22 protein-coding genes and 1 pseudogene are annotated in these 18,271 nt (G+C 69.2%); 9 read left to right on the top strand and 14 right to left on the bottom strand.

The annotated features are described in order from the left end of the window. The first annotated feature begins 175 nt into the window (after window positions 1-175). Complete coding sequence (locus Vgi01_RS19910) at window positions 176-724, top strand: VanZ family protein (RefSeq protein WP_203224553.1); 549 nt, start codon at window positions 176-178, stop codon at window positions 722-724. A gap of 6 nt (window positions 725-730) precedes the next feature. Here Vgi01_RS19910 and Vgi01_RS19915 read toward each other — a convergent pair whose 3' ends face one another. From Vgi01_RS19915 to Vgi01_RS19930, 4 genes are all read right to left on the bottom strand, one after another. Continuing rightward, a complete protein-coding gene (locus tag Vgi01_RS19915) occupies window positions 731-1,903 on the bottom strand; it encodes an acyltransferase family protein (RefSeq protein WP_204291997.1) in 1,173 nt (390 codons plus the stop codon). Next, on the bottom strand, window positions 1,900-2,640 hold the full coding sequence (locus Vgi01_RS19920; protein WP_203224551.1) for an alpha/beta hydrolase: 741 nt from the start codon (window positions 2,638-2,640) through the stop codon (window positions 1,900-1,902). Before Vgi01_RS19920 ends, Vgi01_RS19915 begins: the two co-directional genes overlap by 4 nt. 73 nt (window positions 2,641-2,713) lie before the next feature. Beyond that, on the bottom strand, window positions 2,714-3,379 hold the full coding sequence (locus Vgi01_RS19925) for a response regulator (RefSeq protein ID WP_102659725.1): 666 nt from the start codon (window positions 3,377-3,379) through the stop codon (window positions 2,714-2,716). Next, a complete protein-coding gene (locus Vgi01_RS19930) occupies window positions 3,376-4,611 on the bottom strand; it encodes a sensor histidine kinase (RefSeq protein ID WP_203224550.1) in 1,236 nt (411 codons plus the stop codon). The genes Vgi01_RS19925 and Vgi01_RS19930 overlap by 4 nt, the downstream gene beginning before the upstream one ends. A 204-nt stretch (window positions 4,612-4,815) precedes the next feature. On the opposite strand from Vgi01_RS19930, the gene Vgi01_RS19935 reads away from it, so the two are divergent. Both Vgi01_RS19935 and Vgi01_RS19940 read left to right on the top strand, forming a co-directional pair. Beyond that, window positions 4,816-6,258 carry an SDR family NAD(P)-dependent oxidoreductase gene (locus Vgi01_RS19935; RefSeq protein ID WP_373307002.1) on the top strand — a complete coding sequence of 481 codons (1,443 nt, stop codon included), beginning with the start codon at window positions 4,816-4,818 and terminating at the stop codon, window positions 6,256-6,258. Between the two features lie 42 nt (window positions 6,259-6,300). Beyond that, window positions 6,301-6,579 carry a hypothetical protein gene (locus Vgi01_RS19940; protein WP_204291999.1) on the top strand — a complete coding sequence of 93 codons (279 nt, stop codon included), beginning with the start codon at window positions 6,301-6,303 and terminating at the stop codon, window positions 6,577-6,579. 70 nt (window positions 6,580-6,649) lie between these two features. Here the strand turns inward: Vgi01_RS19940 and Vgi01_RS19945 are convergent, their stop codons facing one another. Then, window positions 6,650-7,069: an ankyrin repeat domain-containing protein gene (locus Vgi01_RS19945; RefSeq protein ID WP_204292000.1), complete on the bottom strand. Its 420-nt coding sequence runs from the start codon at window positions 7,067-7,069 to the stop codon at window positions 6,650-6,652. Between the two features lie 144 nt (window positions 7,070-7,213). Here Vgi01_RS19945 and Vgi01_RS19950 point away from each other — a divergent pair, with 144 nt between their 5' ends. Further along, complete coding sequence (locus Vgi01_RS19950; protein WP_126713464.1) at window positions 7,214-7,942, top strand: hypothetical protein; 729 nt, start codon at window positions 7,214-7,216, stop codon at window positions 7,940-7,942. Here the strand turns inward: Vgi01_RS19950 and Vgi01_RS30755 are convergent. From Vgi01_RS30755 to Vgi01_RS19975, 6 genes are all read right to left on the bottom strand, one after another. Then, a complete protein-coding gene (locus tag Vgi01_RS30755) occupies window positions 7,939-8,424 on the bottom strand; it encodes a DUF7586 domain-containing protein (protein WP_239089073.1) in 486 nt (161 codons plus the stop codon). The genes Vgi01_RS19950 and Vgi01_RS30755 overlap by 4 nt on opposite strands. Beyond that, window positions 8,424-9,170, bottom strand: coding sequence for a serine hydrolase domain-containing protein (locus Vgi01_RS30760; protein ID WP_239089074.1), 747 nt, complete (start codon window positions 9,168-9,170; stop codon window positions 8,424-8,426). Before Vgi01_RS30760 ends, Vgi01_RS30755 begins: the two co-directional genes overlap by 1 nt. Before the next feature lie 68 nt (window positions 9,171-9,238). Further along, the gene (locus Vgi01_RS19960) at window positions 9,239-10,063 is read right to left on the bottom strand and encodes a hypothetical protein (RefSeq protein WP_204292001.1); all 825 of its coding nucleotides are present in this window, start codon (window positions 10,061-10,063) and stop codon (window positions 9,239-9,241) included. A gap of 90 nt (window positions 10,064-10,153) precedes the next feature. After that, the gene (locus tag Vgi01_RS19965) at window positions 10,154-11,095 is read right to left on the bottom strand and encodes a DUF5996 family protein (RefSeq protein ID WP_204292002.1); all 942 of its coding nucleotides are present in this window, start codon (window positions 11,093-11,095) and stop codon (window positions 10,154-10,156) included. 144 nt (window positions 11,096-11,239) lie between these two features. Further along, window positions 11,240-11,602, bottom strand: coding sequence for an alpha/beta hydrolase (locus tag Vgi01_RS19970; protein WP_204292003.1), 363 nt, complete (start codon window positions 11,600-11,602; stop codon window positions 11,240-11,242). A 55-nt stretch (window positions 11,603-11,657) separates the two neighbouring features. Next, complete coding sequence (locus Vgi01_RS19975; protein WP_204292004.1) at window positions 11,658-12,644, bottom strand: serine hydrolase domain-containing protein; 987 nt, start codon at window positions 12,642-12,644, stop codon at window positions 11,658-11,660. Window positions 12,645-12,747: 103 nt separating this feature from the next. On the opposite strand from Vgi01_RS19975, the gene Vgi01_RS19980 reads away from it, so the two are divergent. Together Vgi01_RS19980 and Vgi01_RS19985 are read left to right on the top strand one after the other, a co-directional pair. Next, complete coding sequence (locus Vgi01_RS19980; RefSeq protein ID WP_204292005.1) at window positions 12,748-13,524, top strand: hypothetical protein; 777 nt, start codon at window positions 12,748-12,750, stop codon at window positions 13,522-13,524. Next, entirely contained in the window at window positions 13,521-13,883 is a 363-nt protein-coding gene (locus Vgi01_RS19985) for a GntR family transcriptional regulator (protein WP_102659736.1), read from the top strand. The genes Vgi01_RS19980 and Vgi01_RS19985 overlap by 4 nt, the downstream gene beginning before the upstream one ends. Before the next feature lie 36 nt (window positions 13,884-13,919). Here Vgi01_RS19985 and Vgi01_RS19990 read toward each other — a convergent pair whose 3' ends face one another. The 3 genes and pseudogenes from Vgi01_RS19990 to Vgi01_RS20000 all read right to left on the bottom strand — a co-directional run bounded on the left by Vgi01_RS19990 (window position 13,920) and on the right by Vgi01_RS20000 (window position 16,217). Beyond that, window positions 13,920-14,420: a barstar family protein gene (locus Vgi01_RS19990; protein ID WP_308441799.1), complete on the bottom strand. Its 501-nt coding sequence runs from the start codon at window positions 14,418-14,420 to the stop codon at window positions 13,920-13,922. A gap of 53 nt (window positions 14,421-14,473) precedes the next feature. Next, window positions 14,474-14,908 (bottom strand): DUF6993 domain-containing protein, encoded by a 435-nt coding sequence (locus Vgi01_RS19995; RefSeq protein ID WP_239089075.1) that lies wholly within the window; start codon window positions 14,906-14,908, stop codon window positions 14,474-14,476. Window positions 14,909-14,974: 66 nt separating this feature from the next. Beyond that, window positions 14,975-16,217, bottom strand: a pseudogene (locus Vgi01_RS20000) (IS256 family transposase). A gap of 228 nt (window positions 16,218-16,445) precedes the next feature. On the opposite strand from Vgi01_RS20000, the gene Vgi01_RS20005 reads away from it, so the two are divergent. The 3 genes from Vgi01_RS20005 (at window position 16,446) to Vgi01_RS20015 (ending at window position 18,221) form a co-directional block, all read left to right on the top strand. Next, window positions 16,446-17,012: an RNA polymerase sigma factor gene (locus Vgi01_RS20005; RefSeq protein WP_204292008.1), complete on the top strand. Its 567-nt coding sequence runs from the start codon at window positions 16,446-16,448 to the stop codon at window positions 17,010-17,012. Window positions 17,013-17,101: 89 nt separating this feature from the next. Continuing rightward, entirely contained in the window at window positions 17,102-17,575 is a 474-nt protein-coding gene (locus Vgi01_RS20010) for a hypothetical protein (protein WP_204292009.1), read from the top strand. 412 nt (window positions 17,576-17,987) lie between these two features. Then, the gene (locus Vgi01_RS20015; protein WP_204292010.1) at window positions 17,988-18,221 is read left to right on the top strand and encodes a hypothetical protein; all 234 of its coding nucleotides are present in this window, start codon (window positions 17,988-17,990) and stop codon (window positions 18,219-18,221) included. The last annotated feature ends 50 nt before the right edge of the window (window positions 18,222-18,271 follow it).

Here is an 18,271-nt window from a genome sequence, read left to right on the forward strand (position 1 = left end):
CGTCCGTACACGGTTCAGGTGTCATCGGGTCCTCCTCGCCACCGGACACGACCCGGCAGCCCGTGACAGCGAAGTCTATCCATGTCCGGCAAGGAGGTTCCGCCCCACGGCATCCGACCCGCTGGCATCTCGTCAAGAGTCAGCCGGATCCCGGCCCGGACTACGATGCCCCACGATGATCCCAGGCGGGTACCTGCGTTGGCTTCCGGTCGTGGCGACTGCGGTGGCTCTCGTCATGGCCGGCCTGGTCGGTACGCGTCACCTCGTGGCCTGTTACCGCAAGCGCGGTGTCCCGGCAGGGCTGGCGGCCCGGCGGGCATGGGCCACGACGGTCATGTCGGTCTGGACGCTGCCGTGGCTGGTGGTGGTCCTCACCCCACTCGACGCACCCCGTGATGTTCGGTTGGTGCCGCTGCGTGACCTTGTGGAGATCCTCGCCGACCCTCCGCTGACCGCGTTCTTCCAGATCGTCGGCAATCTGCTGGTGTTCGCGGCGGTCGGGTTCGGTCTGGGCATGGGATGGCAGGTACGGCTCACACATGTGGTCATCGTGGCTGCCGGCATGTCGACCGCGGTGGAAGTGTTGCAGTACGCCCTGGCACTCGGACGTGTCTCGTCGATCGACGACGTGCTGTTGAACACGGCGGGCGCGGGCCTGGCCGTCCTCGCGGCGCGTCGGCTGCCGGTTCCCGCTCGCCTGTTGCCCGTACCGCCGCCGCGATGAGCCCGGTCACGGAGCCGGACACCCACCACGTTCGGGGCTTCTCCCCCGGTTCCTTTCCGGAACTCCACGGGCTGCTGGTGTTCCCGATCCGGGACGGCGCGACGCTTCGATGCGGCCGCCCAGCATCAGCCCACCCAGCAGGACGAGTGCGAAGATCGGCAGCCAACCGAGGCGGGGGAGGATCCACCACGGTGTCTCGGGTGCGGTGTGCAGTCCGGCTAGTCGGGCGTGGCCCAGCGCGAACATTGTCACCGCGACCAGCGCGGTCTGGTGCCACAGGAAGATCCGTACGGCCCACAGGTTCGCCAGGGCCACGACTGCCCAGGCCAAGGGGCGGCGGACGAGCCGGGTCAGCGGGCCGCGCAGCAGTACCGCGAGCCCCACCTGGGCCAGCCCGAAGGTCACCGCGACGAGCGCGGGCGGGTTCAGGTTGGACCGGCTTTGACCCGGGACGCCGACGAGGCTGGCGGGATAGCCGAACCAGAGCATCAGCACGGCGGTGGCCGCGGTCCCGCCGACCAGTAGCCCGACCGCCGGCAGCCGGGCCCCTCGGGCGCAGGCCACCCCGAGACAGAAGGGCACGAGCCAGGCGGTGGGCACGTTCATTCCACCGAGCCAGGCCGGGCCGCCGAGGCCGAAGCGCGCCACGTCGACCGCGACGACCGCCGTCACGAGCGGCACGACGAGCCGACCGGGGCGGTTCAGCACGAGCGGGGTCACGGTGAGGAGCCCCGCGTACACCACGAGGAACCACAGCGGGCTCAGCACGATGGTCCAGACGGCTCGCGCCGATTCGCCGTCGATGGCCGGCATCCAGATCAGTGCCGCCACGGCCCAGAAGGCTACAAGTGCCAGCGCCGGACGAAAGAGCCTGTTCATCCGCGCCAGCAGCCATTCGCGGTAGCCGCCTGCCGTGGGCAGCCCGCGCGCTGCGGCGTACCCGCCGACGAAGAAGAAGACGGCGAGGGTCTGCAGTAGCCAGGACAACGGTGCGAGAGCGGGAAGGTACGACAGCGGGCTGGCCACCCGCAGCCCCGGCTCGGTGACCACGAACGCGGTGACCAGCCAGTGACCGAGCACCACGCCGGCGATGGCCAGTGCACGAAGTGCGTCGATGGATCGGTCCCGACCGGCCGGCGTGACCGCTTCCACGCGCGCGGCGAGTGACCTGGCGGTCATGACTCCCCCAGTGCCACGGTGGCCAGACTCCGCAGCGACGTGGTTCCCGGCAGGAAGTACCCGTCGTGCCCTTCGGCACCCGAAACGTTCAGGTACCGGGCGCCGAACGAGGGCCGGCTCGGGTTCGTTCCGTGTCCCAGGCCGAGGATCCGCACCTCGGGAATCCGGCGGGTCCAGTCACCCTCGGCGGTGCCGACCCACAGTCGCGCGCCGGTCCTCAGCTGATCGGCGTTACCGACGTCGAGGCCGGGGCTTCCGAGCACCACGATGTCGGTGACCTGAACGGGCAACCGGGCGGCGGCGTACGCGAGGACGAGGGAGCCGTAACTGTGCCCGATCACCGTGATCGTTGCGTGTGGCCGGGCCGTGGCGAGCTGCCTGACGTAGCCCGTCAGGGCAGTTGCCCCCGCCATCGCGCGTTCCGACCGGGCCGCAGCGAGGCCGATGCCGTCGGGCGGCAGATAGCCGAGCCAGGCAACCACCGCGACCCGCCCGCCGCACGCGGCGTGCAACTGCCGGGCCTGCCAGTGAGGCGAGCGGTGCGCGACGTCACCGTGCCCACGGTCGAAGTTCTCAGAGGTGGTGTCCACGCCCGGCACGAGTACGACGATCCGGTCCGCGGCCCGCAGATCACCCACGGCCCGCACCACCGGCGGACCGGTCGGCACCGCAGTCGGGGCTGGGCACGCCGCGGTCAGCAGCGCCGCCGCGAGCAGCCGCAACAACCATCGCTTCATGGCAGTGACGCTAGGTACCGGCCCTCTGGTGCGGCGTCACTCTCGGGTGCCGATCCCGACCGGTACCGGGGTACTACCCGCCGGGGTTGATCAGGCCACTTTCGTACGCGTAGACCACCGCTTGCGCCCGGTCTCGCAGGTTCAGCTTCGTCAGCATCCGGCTGACGTGCGTCTTGACGGTCTGCTCGGCGAGCACCAGATCTGTCGCGATCTCCCGGTTGGACAGCCCGCGGGCGACCAGCCGCAGCACGTCCGTTTCCCGCTGGGTGAGCGTGTTGATCGGATCCGAGCGGGCGGGTCGCGGCCGGGCCCGGCTCGCATAGTCCTCGATGAGTCGCCGGGTCACCGAGGGGGCGAGCAGCGCGTCACCGGCGGCCACCACGCGTACCGCGTGAACGAGGTCGGCAGCCGGTGCGTCCTTGAGCAGGAACCCGCTCGCGCCAGCCCTCAGCGCCTCGAAAACGTAGTCGTCCAGGTCGAAGGTGGTCAGGATCAGCACTCGCGGCCGGTGCCGGCCGGGTGGCACCTCCAGGATCCGGCGCGTCGCGGTCAGACCGTCCATGGTCGGCATACGGATGTCCATCAGGACGACGTCAGGGTCGTAGCGGCGCGCGGCGGCGACCGCCTGCTCGCCGTCAGCGGCGTCCGCGAGGACCACCATGTCCTCCTGGGCGGAGAGCAGCGCCCCGAAACCCTCCCGGACCATTGCCTGGTCGTCGACGAGCAGAACCTTGATCACGTCTGGCCGTCCAGGGGCAGCGTCGCCTGCACCTCGAAACCGCCGTCCTCGGTCGGTTCGGCGTTCAGCCTGCCGTGGAGCATGGCCACGCGTTCGCGCATGCCGCGCAGGCCCTGCCCGCTGGAACCGGACGCTGCGGTATCCGTCGGGGCAGCCGGCCGATCACCGCCGTCAACCGTCGCCTCGTTGCGCACGCGGATGTTCACCTCGTTGCGGGTTCGGCGAAGCGTGAGGTCGACCGGCGCGCCCGGAGCGTGCCGTGCCGCATTGGACAGCGCCTCCTGCACGATCCGGTAGGCGGACAGATCCACGGCGTCCGGCACGCCGGTCAGGTTCCCGTCCACCGCCAACGCGACCGGGGTTCCGGCCGCCCGCGTACCTGCCACGAGCGCGCCCAGGTCCGCGAGGCCGGGCTGAGGAGCTGTCGACGGCTGCTCGTCCGGGCCGCGCAGCACGCCCAGCAGTCGCCGCATCTCGGTGAGCGCCTCCCGGGAGGACTGTGATATCTCACCGAACTCCGCACGCGCCGCCGGTGGCAGGCTCTCCAGTCGGTACGCCGCGGTCTCCGACCGTACCGCGATGAGGGACATGTGATGGGCGACGACATCATGCAGCTCACGTGCGATGCGGGCGCGCTCGGTAAGCATCGCGCCCCGCTCCTGCTCCGCGACCAGGCCGGCGCGTGCCTGCGCCCATCGACTCAACAGGTGGCCGACCAGCAGGACGACTGTGACCAGCAGCATGCCGCCGTAGGCGGCGCTCGGCCCGAGAAACAGCAGCGGCATGGCGATGCTGAACGCCCAGACCCAGAACAGCACCCCCGGCGGATGGCGGTAGCCGACCACAACCAGCACGACGAGGTAGACCAGAATCAGCACCGGATTGCCCGGCCAGGGGAAGCCCTCGTCGTACAGGTGGTTGGCGCCGCTGATCACGGTGGCTGCCACCGCCACCCGCCACGCCCACAGCGCGCGCCCGGGCAGCAGCGCCACCGGCAACCCGGTCAGCGCAGCCATGAGGATGGTCTCGAGACTGCCGACCTGGTACCGCGAAAGCACCGCCAGCGCGCAGAGCGACAGCAGGAACGCGGTCAGCGGCGCCCACACCTGAAGATACGGGCGCAGACCTGCCCATGGAGGCACTCGGCCGAACGGCGCGGGCATCCCCGGTCGCGCGTCGTGGCCGGTGGCGACCGCCCGCATCAGATCGCGCAGCGGTGCGGGCACGGGCATGGGGACAGGGTACCGTCGCCTGCCGTGCTGCCGGCGTTACCCGGTGCCGGCGGGATGCGCCGAAGACGGCCCCGGCGGCTCTGTGCTGATGAGCCGACGCGGCATGCGTCAAGGCCGCGTACAGTTCCTGGTCGGACTTGGGGTGGGCCGGGTAGTTCCGGCGCAGGAACGGGATGAGACAGCGGCAGCATGACGGCAGACAACATGACGGAAAACGGTCACCAGGGCATCGACCGTAGCCAGCTGGAGACCTGTCTCAGCGTCTTTGAGGCGTTGGAGGATCTGCCTCCCGATCATCCCGACGTGGTACGGGTGCAACGCGCCACCGCGAAGCTCTACAAGATGATCAAGCAACGGCGCCGTTCGGAACGGCGGGACGCCATCCTCGCGGCCGACCAGGCGGTGACGGCCGCCACTGCCACCGGCGCTCCCGGCCGGATCGACGACGAAACGCAGGGCATCCCGCTCGCCTCCCCCACCGACGGCACCACTGCCGGTGTGCTGCACAACCCTCGTGGCTGCTACATCTGCAAGCAGCGCTACCGCGAGGTGGACGCCTTCTATCACCAACTCTGCCCGCCCTGCGCCGCGTTCAACCGGGAGCGCCGCGACGCGCGTACCGATCTGACCGGCCGGCGTGCGTTGCTGACCGGCGGCCGGGCAAAGATCGGCATGTACATCGCGTTGCGGCTGCTCCGCGACGGCGCGCACACCACGGTGACCACGCGGTTTCCGCACGACGCGGTCCGCCGATTCGCCGCGATGCCCGACAGCGCGGACTGGCTGCACCGCCTCCGGGTCGTCGGAATCGACCTGCGCGACCCGGCCCAGGTGATCGCCCTCGCCGACTCGGTCAGCGCCCAGGGGCCACTCGACATTCTGATCAACAATGCGGCGCAGACCGTCCGCCGCACTCCCGAGGCGTACGCACACCTCGTCGCCGCGGAGGCGGCCGCCCTACCGGACGGCCCGCTACCGGAGATGATCACGTTCGCCAAACCGACCGAACCCGGCGGGCCGACCGGCGTTCTGACCGCCGGTCCGCAGACGACGATCACCCCGCACGCGCTCACCGCGCTCGCGCTGACCAGCGGCTCCGCGTCACCGGAACGGATCGCCGCAGCCACCGCCATCGACGCCGGCGGTCTGGTGCCGGACCTCGGGGCGGTCAACAGTTGGGTGCAGCGGGTGCACGAGGTGGACCCGGTCGAACTGCTCGAAGTGCAGCTGTGCAACGTGACCGCGCCGTTCGTGCTGGTCAGCCGGCTGCGGCCGGCGATGGCCGCAGCGACCGCCCGCCGCAAGTACGTGGTGAACGTGTCAGCGATGGAGGGCCAGTTCGCCCGCGGCTACAAGGGGCCGGGACACCCGCACACCAACATGGCCAAGGCTGCGCTGAACATGCTGACCCGCACCAGCGCCCAGGAGATGCTGACCGACGGCATCCTCATGACCAGCGTCGATACCGGCTGGATCACCGACGAACGGCCCCACCCGACGAAGATGCGGCTCGCGGACGCCGGTTTCCACGCCCCGCTGGACCTGGTCGACGGCGCGGCCCGCGTCTACGACCCGATCGTCCGGGGCGAACAGGGCGAGGACCTGTACGGCTGCTTCCTCAAGGACTACGCACCCAGCCCCTGGTGAGCCGTGCGAGTCGGACACGCACCTCAGCCGAGCGGAGCGCAGATGATCACGGGGTACGACACAGTTCTGGTCACCAGCGCGCCGGTGGACGCCGGCATCCGGGGGATGCTGGACGATCTGCATGGCAGATGGCCGAACATGGTGGTCGCCCTGGGCGGGGAGCAGGTCGGGCCGTTTCTTCCATGGCGGAGCACACGTACGCAGGTGCCGGCCGGCGCAGGTGAGGTGTACGTCGCGCGCGATACGCAGATGGAGCGGCGCTGGGACGATGTCGGGTACTCGCTCATGGAGCAGGCCGAGGGACCGTTTGCGGTGCACTGATCAGTCAGGCACACCGCTGACCCTTGCGCTGCGACTCACGCGCAGCGTTTCTGCTGCTCACGTGGGGGTTCTATGGGGATGTCGCGCCTGCGGCTTCGAGTAGCGCTTGCGTCTCGGAGTTGCCGTTTCGGACGGCCCATTCGAGGGGCGACAGTCCGCTGCCGTGGTCTTCGCGGAGGTTCGGATCCGCGCCCTGCGCGAGGAGTTCGCGGACGACGTCGTCGTGCCCCCACGCTGCGGCTGCGGTCAAGGGTGTCCCCTCGTCGCCACGCCCGCTTTCGACATTCGGGTCCGTGCCGGCAGCCAGGAGAATCCGCACCGCCGCACGCTCGTTCTGCACGGCGGCCAGGTAGAGCGGCGTCGTGCCGTCACGATCTGCCGCATTCGGGTCTGCCTCCGCACGCAACAGCGCACGCACGGCCGGAAGATCGCCACGCAGCAGCGACGTCATCAGGCGGGCGGTGAGCTTCTTGCGCTCTCGGACGTTCACCAGCGTCAGAGTAGGTGGTTCGCCTCGTCAGGAGCATTCCCGCGCACGGCGCACGGGCACCGCTCGTGCCGCATGTCGGGCGCACGCCTTGTGCACCGCCGAACGGAGGAGGCGAGGCCATTGACCGTCGGTCAGACTCCATGTGTGACGGCTGCCAGCAATCGCGACCGTGTCCTCGAAGCACTTCGGCTCAGTTCGAGGCCGCTGGACGATGACCAACTGTCACAGCGTACGGGTGTCCGGCCACGGCAGCAGGTCAACCAGATCTGCCGCGCATTGCAACTGGCCGGAGCCGTCCGGCGGTGGGAAGGCCCCGACGGGAAGATCGTCAACGAACTCGTTGAGCGGACGGACGGGGTGCTGGCCGAGGCTCCGAGAACACCGCACAGCGGGCCGCTTGCACCTGCTGCCGTTGTTCGGACCCTCGACGATCACTTGCCTGCCGGGCACTCTGCGGAGCAGCGCCACGCGGAGCGAGTCATGCTTGATCTGCTCGGCCGCGACCTCGCCCTGACACTGGAACCGGCGAAAATCGCAGTGCCGTCGGGGGCTCGGGTCGAGATCGACGGCTGCGACAGCGGCCGGACTGTTCTCGTGGAGTGCTGGGCCCATCAGGGTCCGCCGAAGTCGGCGCAGCGTCACAAGGTACTGGCCGACGCGCTGAAGCTCACGTGGATCGCCAGCACGATGTACCCACGTCCCCGCCTCGTACTCTGCATGAGCGACCCGGCCGCAGCGAGGCCGTTCCAGCCAACGTCGCGTACCTGGGCCGCACAGGCGCTACTGGATCTCGCGATCACCGTTCATGTGGTCGAAATCCCTGACGACATACGTCAGAAGGTCCGCGCCGCCCAGGAGCGCCAATACCGTTAGCCGTCGACACCGGGCCGACCACCGTCATCACCGACGCCGCCCTGGTCGAGGGTCGAGCCGGCCTGCCAGCCGGCCGGGTCGACGCCGCCGGGTACCGGCGTCGCCGGGTCGTAGGGTTGTCGGGTGAAGACGAAGGTGCCGAGGTCGAGGTGGCTGACGGTGCCGTCCGCATCGCGGTGCACCCGCAGCCTTTCGCCGGCGAAGTAGCCGTTGAGCCCTTCCCAGTCGCCGTCGCCGGTGGGGCGTAGTCGGGTGCCGTTTCCGCCGGACATCGCGGCCAGCTCCATGAAGCCGTCTGCTTGTGGGCGTAGCACGTACGGGGCTGGTCCCCGGTACCACGGGCCGGCGAGGTCCAGCAGCTGTGGATCGATCGAGGGCAGCGGCCGCCACGGGGCCGGGATTCGCGGCTCTCGTTCGGCGACGGTCTGCAGCAGGTCAGCGGCGAGAGTGCCGGCGGACAGGCCGGCGGTCACGTTTGCCATCACGACCGCGCCCAGGGCGTCATCGGGACTGACCCACACGGTCGCGACGAAGCCCGGCATCGAGCCGGTGTGCCCGGCCAAATCTGCGCGACGGTGTCCGGATGCAGCACCCGGTCGTCGCCGTCGATGAGGAACGCGGCGAACCGGGCCAGGTCCGTCGTGGTCGACCACAACTGCCCGGCAGGAGCCATCAGACCGGTGTCCACGGCGGGCTCCGCCAGCAGCACATCGGCCCAGGGGTGCACCGCCCAGCCCGTGGCGTGCGGCGCGTAGCCGGGATTGGAGTAGTGATGGCGGTGTCCGGCCGGATGCAGCTGCGGATCGTTGCCCAGCACGTCGGCCAGGTCGGGACGCAGCGTGCCCGGGGTGCGTTCCCACCACGGCCCGGGTGCCTCAGCGATCAGCCCGGCGGTGTGCGCCAGCAGGGCACCGATCGTGGCCTCGCCCGCGACCGTGCCGGGCAGATGCTCGCCCAGCGGGTCGGTGAGCGCGAGTCGCCCCTCGTCGCGCAGGCGAAGCACCAGCACCGCCAGGAACGTCTTGGTGATCGAGCCGATGCGGTACTGGATATCGCCGTCGGGCACCTGGCCGTCCACTGTGCCCCAGCCGCCCTGCCAGACAGGACGGCCGTCCCGCACCACGGCCGCGACCACCGACGGCGCCCGGCCCGCTACCTGACCGGTGGCCAACCGGTGGACCAGCGCGCGTCGAGTCTCAGGCAGCAACGGCGCCGGAGTCGATGACATGCCGGCAAACCTACCGGCTGGCGGAGTTGGGATGAGTTGGTCTCGCGCTTCCCTGCGGAAGTCGTGGCTCACCTGTTGCCGAATGCCTGCCATCCGGGCCACCGCCACCGGTCGACCCCAGGCCAGGTCGCCACGAGCCCGGCGGAGAGAACGCCGCCGAATGCCACCGTTCCCTCGTGGGATGCGTAGGCGATCCAATCGTGCTGCTCGTCGGTCCAGTAACCCTCCGGCCCCGTGTACCGCGGGGCGACGATCTCGACATCGAGCAGGTAGTCGGCCCCATACTCACGTAACTCGACCACCCGCGGCCGGCCCAACTCTCGCAGCACTCGGCGAACCTGATCCACGCCGTCGCCCTGCCACATCGACTCCTCCGTCAGCACCAGCACGTCGTGTGGAAACGCAGCACTGAGCATCGGGTGCCACCCGCCGCTCTGCACGCCCCATCGCCGCTGCAGCGACGTCCGCCAGGCCGATGACTCCTCGCGCGTGAGCACGCGCCGATACGGGACCGGGTCGGCGCGGACGTCGGCCTGCGCCGTCCAATGCTGCACCTTCGCGGCGAACAGCCGGCGCTCGTCGGCCGCGGCCTGTGCTTCGACCTCGTCGTACGGCGGCTCGGTGAGCGGGGAGTCCCCACCGTCGGCAGCCGCCAGCATCATGCTGACCAGTACGTCGACGGCGGGCAGCCGATCCGGATCGAGTCGCTCAACCTCCATCAGCATGGCTTCCACGACGTCGTAGCGGGGGAAGATCCGCTTCGCCTCGGTGGTGTAGTGGTACCCGTCGGCTCGGCGGCTACCGTCGGGCAGCCGGCCGTACTCGCTCTGAAGTTCCTCGTACCGCGTCATCAGATAGCGGCGTGACGCCCAGTGCAACGTCGTGGGATCCACCCGTGCATCCTCTCCGGTCAGTCCACGACACCGAACCTGCCAGCTACCCGCTGCTTTCCGACAGCACCGCAACGGTGACCGCTGGCGCCTCTACCGCGCAGGGGTGCGGTGCCACCGCATCGGATCGTCCTCCAGGGCGGAGCGGTCCCAGTGCCCCTGGTCGGCTGCGGCTTTGTAGGTGCTGTAGAGGAACTCGGCGACGGCACGGTCGGGGTCCGGTGCGGCGCGGGCGACCTCGTACGGCAGCAGGAACTGCTTGAACTCGGTGCTGAAGTACGCGCCTTCGGGGCCGATCTGCTGCTCGGCGAACCCGTCGGGTTCGGGATAGGCGTAGGAGTAGAAGGCGCCTTCCTCGCCGCCGCCGGGCCAGAATCCGCAGCTGGACAGCTCGCGGGAGTAGCCCTCGGCCATGACCCAGTCCGCGCAGTTGGGCATGCCGCCGGGGTGCGGCGGGGCCGACCGGCCGGAGAAGCGGGTGCAGGCGAGGTCCATACCGCCCCAGAAGAAGTGCACCGGGCTGACCTTGCCCACGAAGTAGGACCGGAACTCGCCGAACACCCGGTCCGCCTGCACCACTTGTCGCCAGAACAGGGTGGCTGCCTCGCCGTCGTAGGAGGCGTGCTCGTAGTCCTCGGCGAAGGGGATCGCCGGGTCGACCTCGTTGGGGCGCGCCCGGATCGGCGCCTCGATCCCGAGCTGCTTGAGCATGTCCATGATCCGGGCGTAGAACTCGGCGACCGGCATCGGCGCAAGCGGGAGGCTCCGCGCGTCGCCGCTGCTGGTACGGACATCGAGCTGGTGGCCGAGGAAATCGAACTCGATCTCGAAGGCACCCGTGCCGTACGGAATGGTCGACGTCGTCAACCCACGCGGGCTGACGTACAGGGTGACCTGCCACCAGTGGTTGATCATCGGAGCGTGCGCCATGCGGATCTTGCCCACGATCTGAGTCCACATGTGCAGGGTCTCGCGGGTGGCGGTCCAGTCCGATACCCGCAGGCTCGGCCAGCTCGTCGTTGCCGGGCTTGTCATCGCTACTCACATCCTTGACGCGGTACATGCGAGGGTGGCGGTCGTCGTAATCGTGCCCTGCGGGCCGGCACCGGACAGAGCACCACGGTTCGATGATCGGCCGTGTTGCCCCTTCCGGGTGATCAGCGGTGCTCCGGGTTGACGTTACCGGGGCGTGCGTTGATTCCCGTAGGTCGGAATCCCACCGTACGGGTTCGTAGGCCTGCAGAACGCGTCCTTCGGCATCGTGCTGCCCACCAGGTAGATGGTGGTCACGTTCAGCACGGACGCGTTGTCGCCGTACACGTAGACGCCGTGGCCGCTGCCGTCGACGCTGACGCGCCGGGGGCGCTTGGCGAACTTCTCCCGGAGCAGCTCGCCACCTCGGTGCGGCGTGCCCGGGTCACGCAGGTTCTGCACGATGAGCACGTTGCGTGGCCCCTTGTCGTTGATCCGCACCGGCGGTTCGGACGGCTCGTGTGCCCAGTAGGCGCAGGGGGTGATGTTCGCGCTGGCCGCGCCGAACATCGGGTACCGCCTGCGGTCGGCGCTGCCGATGGGCTGACCGGCGGGCGGGGTGCCGTCAGGCCATCGCGGGAAGGATGACCCGTTCCAGCACCGTGAGCGGGGTCTGCCACTGGTCGGGGTCGTCGTAGTTGCCGGCGGTGATGGCTACGGTGAGGTCCAGGTCGGGCAGGACGAACAGGCGCTGGCCGCCGTTACCCATCCCTGCCAGCAGCCGATGGCCACCGATGGATTCGATGTACCACTGGTAGCCGTACTGCGTGCCCCAGGTGGTCTGCAGGCGCGGCTGAAGCATCGTGCGGATCCAGTCGGCGGGGACGACCCGCTGACCGTCCCAGGTTCCCTCGGCCAGCACCAGCTCACCGAGCCTGGCCAGGTCGCGGGGCGCGAGTCGCAGCCCGGACGCGGCGGACGCCACTGCGTCCGCGCCGGTCATCCACTCGAAGCTGCCGATGCCCAGCGGCGCGAACAGCACGGCCTGCGCGTACTGCGGCAGCGACTGCCCGGTGCCGTCGGCGATCAGTCGGCCGAGCAGGGCGGTGGCACCGCCGCAGTAGGTCCAACGGGTGCCGGGCGGTTCGAGGATCGGCCGCTGAAGGATGTACCGGTATCGGTCCGGAGCCAACTCCATCGCGATCTCGGCGTTGGCCGGGCTGTCGTACGGGAGATCTTCGCGCCACTCCACGCCCAACGACATCGTCAGCGCGTGCTCGACGGTGAGCCGGGCACGCCGGGGGTCGGCAGCCAGGTCGGGGTACTGGGGGAACCGTTGCAGGAGCGGCTCCGCCGGCGGCGGGACGAGTCCTTCGCCGAGCGCTATGCCGTACAACAGAACGGTCACACTCTTGGTGACCGACCGGATGTCGTGCAGCGTCTCGGGCCCGAACTCGACGACGCCCAGCGAGTCACCCCAGGTGAAATCCTCTCCGGCCCCGTAGTACTCCAGCACGGTGTGACCACCGCGAACCGCCGCGACGGCATGCAGACCATCAACGTGGCCGGCTCGACGTATGTGATCGAGACGGTTACGCATCTGCGTCGTCATGGGCACTCCGGGGAGGCGATGTCGGCCATGGTTCGGGTTGACATTGTCGCATGCCATGACTCAACATGTTGATACAAAGCTTGCGACAATCAGGGGTGGTGGCATGCGACAGACAGATCACACGGAGGTCAGGCAGTGGCTGACCCGGCACGGCCTGGCCGACGTCGAGCCGACTCCGCTGCTCGCGGCACGGCTGGCGGCGCGCCGACGCGCCAGGCTCGCCGACAGTGCCCTGCTGGCCGGGTTTCTGATCGGCGCGGCACTCACGCACACGTTGCGACTTACCTACGCCACGTCTTTCTGGCTGCCCCTGCTGGCGTTGACGGCGCTGGTGGTCGGGGTGCTGGCGGCGCAGTGGCTGCTCGGCTGGTGGGTGCGGCGCGTCGATCAGCGGGCCGGTGGGCACCTGTCCCGGCGGGTCGCCCACCCGGTCCAACTCGGCTGGCCAGCGGTGCTCAGTCGGCCGTACGCCGTCTTCACCGTCGCCACCTTCACCAGCGCCGCGCTGCTCGCGGTGAGCGTGCTGCCGGTCTCGGACTCCAGCTTGCGGTACGGGGCGGCCGTCGTGCTGATCGGTCTCGCCGGCACCGGCGTCGGCACTGTCATGCAGCTGCGTCAGGTGCTGGCCAGCCCGGCCGTGGCGGAGGACGAGGCGTCGCTCACCGCCGATGTCATCATGCGGGTCGAGGACGCCCGAGCCCTCGTCACACCCAGTCTGACGTGGTCGCTGCCGGCCATCTTCCTGTACGGGGAATCCCTCGGCTGGTGGAACGCTGTCTCGTTGCTGCTCGTGGTGGCGGGCGTCATCGCGTTCTGCCTGATCCAGACCCGGAGCCCGGGCGCCGGGACGGCGGCGCGGCAAGCCATGGCCGTCCGATGATCGTCATCGACGCGGCCTCGCCGACGCCGCCGTACGAGCAGTTGCGGGCGCAACTCGCCCGACAGATCCAGGACCGCTCGCTGGCCGTCGGTACGAGACTGCCGACGATTCGTCGACTCGCGGCCGATCTCAGTCTGGCCGTGAACACCGTCGCTCGGGCGTACCGGGAGTTGGAAGAGGCCGGGTTGATCGAGACCCGCGGGCGGGCCGGCTCGTTCGTCTCGGCCGCCGGCGTGCAGGCTCTCGATCGGGCCCACAGCGCCGCCCGCGACTACGCGGCGGTCGTCACCAGTGTCGGCATCGATCCCGCTGAGGCCGTCCGGATCGTCGAGGCGGCTCTTGGCGTGCGGCAACGCTGATGAGTGGACCAGGACGCTCGCGAGCGGTGTGGGATCTCACCGGCCGTTGTGCAGTGCCCGGGCGATGTCCTGCCGCAGGCGTACCGTCTCTTCGTCGCGGTCACACAGCAGCAGGGTCGTGAACGGGACTACCTTGCCCTCCGGCTGGCCGAGCGGACTGGCCCAGTGGTGTACTGCCCGGGCGAGGATACGAAAGAGTGTGTGCCGATCCTGGGTACTGTCCGCCATCAGTCGGGGTGCGTTGTCGACGATCAGCAGGTAGCCGTCCGCGGGCAGCCAGTGCAGATCTTCGAGGCAGTCGGACAGGGCGTCCCAGTTCCAGCCGAAGTAGCGGGGAAAGCACAAGGCGTCCGAGAAGTCGTACAGGACGTGGTCGGCGTCCGTCATCCTCGTGCCGTCAAGGCGGGCGACGACGAATCTGCCGGACGACGGCAGCACTGCGGCCAACTCCACGAGAGACCCACGCGAGCAGGCAACGAGTGGATCAGGGGCCGGCCGCCACGTTTCGTCAGTCATCCCGTCCATCACGATCGGCATCCTCCCCCACCGGCCGCCTTGTCCGCCGGGCACTGGCCCGAGGCCGGGTGGCGTCAGTGCGAGAACGGCTCCAGGCAGCCGAATTCGGCAGCCGCGCCGGTGACCTCGACCATGACTCGGTCGGGCCGTACGGCTCCGATCGCACAGCCCACGTTCCCGAACCGAACCGCGTACACCGCACCCGGTGGTGGGGTGTCCTGCCCGATCGGCGGTCGCATGGCGGTGACCTCGATCGCGTCTGCCTGAATGCCCAGATCGAGCAGCGCCCCCTGGGTGGACGCCGGCGCGAAGTCTCCGGCGGCGCGTAGCGCCTCGAGCGGGGGCCGGATCCGCGCGGCGAGTTCGCGCCCGGCGCGCTCATCCGCAGCGGACAGTTCCTTCCGCCGCTTCCAGCCGTTGTTGTCTGCATGGTTCGCGGGTGCGTCCGGCTGCCGAGCGGTCGACTCCGCCACCACGGGGGGCGACGTGTACGTGGGTGTCGCCTGCACGTCGCCGTCCCGGGTGCCCGGGGCCGCGCAGCCGGACGCCAGCACATCGCGGGATCCGGTTTGATGTTAGGCGGCGATTGGGCTGGGATCGGCGTGGTCGGTGTCGTGTTGGTCCGGCTCGACGATGACGAGGCGGGCTTTGGCGAGGAGTTCCAAGCCCATGTAGCGGCGTCCTTCGGTCCATTCGTCGGTCTGCTCGGCGAGGACCGCGCCGACGAGGCGGATGATCGCCGCCCGGTTCGGGAAGATCCCGACGACGTCGGTGCGTCGGCGGATTTCCTTGTTCAGGCGTTCCTGCGGATTGTTGGACCAGATCTGGCGCCAGATCTCGCGCGGGAAGCCGGTGAAGGCCAGGAGGTCGTCGCGGGCGTCGGCGAGGTGCTCGGCTGCGGCCGGGAGCTTCGCTTCGATCGTGGCGACGACCCGCTGGAACTGGGCTCGGACAGCGTCGGCGTCGGGCTGGTCGAAGATCGTCCGAACAAGGGTGGCGATCCATGGCTGGGCCGACTTCGGGACCTTCGTGAGCAAGTTGCGCAGGTAGTGGGTACGGCAGCGTTGCCAGGCGGCGCCGGGCAGAGCGGCGCCGATCGCGCCAACAAGACCACGGTGGGCGTCGGAGATGACCAGCTGAACGCCGGTCAGGCCGCGGGCGGTCAACGACCGCAGGAACGCCAACCAGCCGGCGCCGTCCTCATCCGAGGCGACATCCACGCCGAGGACTTCACGTTGGCCGTCGGCGTTGACTCCGACCGCGACAAGCGCGTGGACGTTGACCGTCCGCCCGTGTTCGCGGACCTTCATCGTCAACGCGTCCATCCACACGAACGGGTAATGCGCGGCGTCCAGCGGCCGGTTACGAAACGCCTCGACCTGGGCGTCCAGGTGCGCGGCCATCTCCGACACCTGCGACTTCGACAACTGTTTGACGCCGAGTTGCTCCACCAGCTTCTCCACCCGGCGGGTCGACACCCCGAGCAGGTAACTCGTGGCCACCACCGAGACCAACGCCTGTTCGGCCCGACGGCGGTGCGTCAGCAGCCAGTCCGGAAAGTAGCTGCCTTGCCGCAGCTTCGGGATGGCCAGGTCGATCGTGCCCGCTCTGGTGTCCCACTGTCTCGGCCCGTAACCGTTGCGGGAGTTGACCCGCTCGTCGCTGCGCTGCCCATAATCAGCGCCACAGATCGCGTCCGCTTCCGCGGACATCACCGCCTGCACGAACGTCTTGATCATCGTGCAACACGTCCGGCGACGCGCCCGCGATCTGCTCGCGCAGCAGGTCAACAGGGTTCACACTCTCTGAAGCGGCCATCGCGTTCTCTCTTCCTTCTCTGACTTGGTCGTCTTGAAGGATCGACGCGATGGCCGTCTCTCATCTACGCAACACGCCCATCACGGGCAAGTCGTACACCACTTCCGTGGACGCAACCCATGCTTCGCCAAGGTCGACAAAGAAAGCGGCGAGTGGGGTGCTGGGTGGCGGTAATGATTTGGTCGTCTGGCGACAAGTGTGAGTGTGAAACCACCATCTGGAGGATCGGTGCGGGACGATCATGGGGCGGCCGCGGACCGTCAGCGCCTGACCGAGGTGTTTCGTCGGCATGGCGATGCGGTCCTGGCGTACGTCAGTGCCCGGTTGGACCGGGAAGATGCCCAGGATCTGGTGGCCGAGGTGTTCACCGTGGCGTGGCGGCGACTTGAGGCCATCAGGGAAGGCCAGGAGCGGCCGTGGCTGTTCGGGGTCGCCCGACGGCTCATGATGCAACACCAGCGAACACGCGGAACTGCTGCGGCGCTACAGGATCGGTTGCGCGCGTACGCCGATCGTGACGATGACCATCTCAGCCAGGTCGCCGCACAGCGGGTAGACGTTCTCACGGCGTTGGAAGCCCTGCCCGAGGGGGACCGTGAGGTGCTGCTGCTGCGCTACTGGTACGACTTCAGCGGCCGCGACGCGGCTTCAGTGCTGGGCTGCTCCACGGCGACCTTCGCCGTCCGGCTGTATCGAGCCCACCGCCGATTCAAGGCGGTCCATGAGGAGCAGCCAGTGGCTCAGCAGTCGCCGTCCGCGGCACGTCTGACGGCACACATGAGGGGGCTTCAGTGAGACGGCACGACAGCGACATCGGTCAGTTGATCCGGGGCGTCCGCCCCGAGGGCCGGGCTAGCTTTTCGGCCAGCCCGCAAGGAGAAGCGATGCTCGCTCGGATCCTCGACACGCCACGGCAGCCCCCGGGCCGGTCACGACGTAGGGCTGCCCGCGTCGCGGGCGCGGTGGTGCTGGGCGCGCTTCTCGCTGGTGGCGCGACCGCCGCGATCGGCGCCTACAACGCGCCCACCGCTCCTCCCGAAGCGCTGCCCGCCAACGGTGACGCCTTCGTGTGCGCCACCGCCAACCTGCAAAGGATGGGCGACGCCGCATCGCACCCGGGCGAGTCCCCGGTCGACGCGTGCCGCAGATCATGGAGCCGAATCTTCAGCGACGAGGCACCTGAGCATCTGTACCCGTGCGTGAAGGCCGAGAAGACCAGCCCCTCTTCCGACGCCAACGCCTCCCCGCCCTCCACCGAATGGGGCCAACTTGTCTACGTTCTCGACGGCCAGCAGTTCAAGAACGCGCCAGGAACCTGCGGATCCGTTGGCATGCTGGTAGCCCCTACCATCGACTGACACACGTCGACCTGGGAGAAGGAAGTCTCCCTTCTCCCAGATCACCCCGACGGCGAGGTTCGACCGGTAGTTGCCGACTGCCACAGTCACGATCCTGTTCCAGACGTTTGACCCGGGCATCGTGAGCCTGTTGAGCCGGCTACCCCGCATGTCGGTGCCGTCAAAGTGGCAGGAGCTCAGTTCCAGACCGGCGAGGTCACACGACGGCAGGGGCGATGCGCGGTAGGTGTCAGGACGACCATGCGCAGTTGGTGAGAGTGCAGTCGCGGTTCGGAAGTGCCGATGACCCGGTGCGAAGCCGAACGCGAGTACTCGACCAGCGGCCCGATCCGGCGAATGGTCAGGTACTGACGACAACCTCCGGCCGGCCCGCAGCTTCTTCACCCCGCTGCTCGCCATCCGGGGCCTCGACGTGAGCAGAAGCAGCAGCTACCCCCGGGCGATCGCCTCGGCCATCGCCACGGTCATGGAGATCGTCGCCAAGGCCCGCCGCAGCGCCACGCCGCCACCGCTCACCCAATGGATCGTCACCTTCATGGGCCGCGACCGCGTCTACGACATCACCCGCGCCCGAACCCACCTGCAATACCAGCCGACGATCACCGTCGACGAAGGCCTGCGCCGGATGACAGCCCTTGAACGGTAGCGGGATCCCCATGCCCGCGGAACCGGGGGCCGACCCGGCGCTACCTGATA

Source organism: Micromonospora gifhornensis, assembly GCF_016863515.1.
Classification (GTDB): domain Bacteria; phylum Actinomycetota; class Actinomycetes; order Mycobacteriales; family Micromonosporaceae; genus Micromonospora; species Micromonospora gifhornensis.

Bases quoted from the DNA above. Each gene is read 5' to 3' on its own strand.
- Vgi01_RS19910 (WP_203224553.1), top strand. From the start codon at position 176: ATGATCCCAGGCGGGTACCTGCGTTGGCTTCCGGTCGTGGCGACTGCG.
- Vgi01_RS19915 (WP_204291997.1), bottom strand. From the start codon at position 1,903: ATGACCGCCAGGTCACTCGCCGCGCGCGTGGAAGCGGTCACGCCGGCC.
- Vgi01_RS19920 (WP_203224551.1), bottom strand. From the start codon at position 2,640: ATGAAGCGATGGTTGTTGCGGCTGCTCGCGGCGGCGCTGCTGACCGCG.
- Vgi01_RS19930 (WP_203224550.1), bottom strand. From the start codon at position 4,611: ATGCCCGTGCCCGCACCGCTGCGCGATCTGATGCGGGCGGTCGCCACC.
- Vgi01_RS19935 (WP_373307002.1), top strand. From the start codon at position 4,816: ATGACGGAAAACGGTCACCAGGGCATCGACCGTAGCCAGCTGGAGACC.
- Vgi01_RS19940 (WP_204291999.1), top strand. From the start codon at position 6,301: ATGATCACGGGGTACGACACAGTTCTGGTCACCAGCGCGCCGGTGGAC.
- Vgi01_RS30755 (WP_239089073.1), bottom strand. From the start codon at position 8,424: ATGGCAAACGTGACCGCCGGCCTGTCCGCCGGCACTCTCGCCGCTGAC.
- Vgi01_RS30760 (WP_239089074.1), bottom strand. From the start codon at position 9,170: ATGTCATCGACTCCGGCGCCGTTGCTGCCTGAGACTCGACGCGCGCTG.
- Vgi01_RS19965 (WP_204292002.1), bottom strand. From the start codon at position 11,095: ATGACAAGCCCGGCAACGACGAGCTGGCCGAGCCTGCGGGTATCGGAC.
- Vgi01_RS19970 (WP_204292003.1), bottom strand. From the start codon at position 11,602: ATGTTCGGCGCGGCCAGCGCGAACATCACCCCCTGCGCCTACTGGGCA.
- Vgi01_RS19975 (WP_204292004.1), bottom strand. From the start codon at position 12,644: ATGACGACGCAGATGCGTAACCGTCTCGATCACATACGTCGAGCCGGC.
- Vgi01_RS19980 (WP_204292005.1), top strand. From the start codon at position 12,748: ATGCGACAGACAGATCACACGGAGGTCAGGCAGTGGCTGACCCGGCAC.
- Vgi01_RS19985 (WP_102659736.1), top strand. From the start codon at position 13,521: ATGATCGTCATCGACGCGGCCTCGCCGACGCCGCCGTACGAGCAGTTG.
- Vgi01_RS19990 (WP_308441799.1), bottom strand. From the start codon at position 14,420: ATGCCGATCGTGATGGACGGGATGACTGACGAAACGTGGCGGCCGGCC.
- Vgi01_RS20010 (WP_204292009.1), top strand. From the start codon at position 17,102: ATGCTCGCTCGGATCCTCGACACGCCACGGCAGCCCCCGGGCCGGTCA.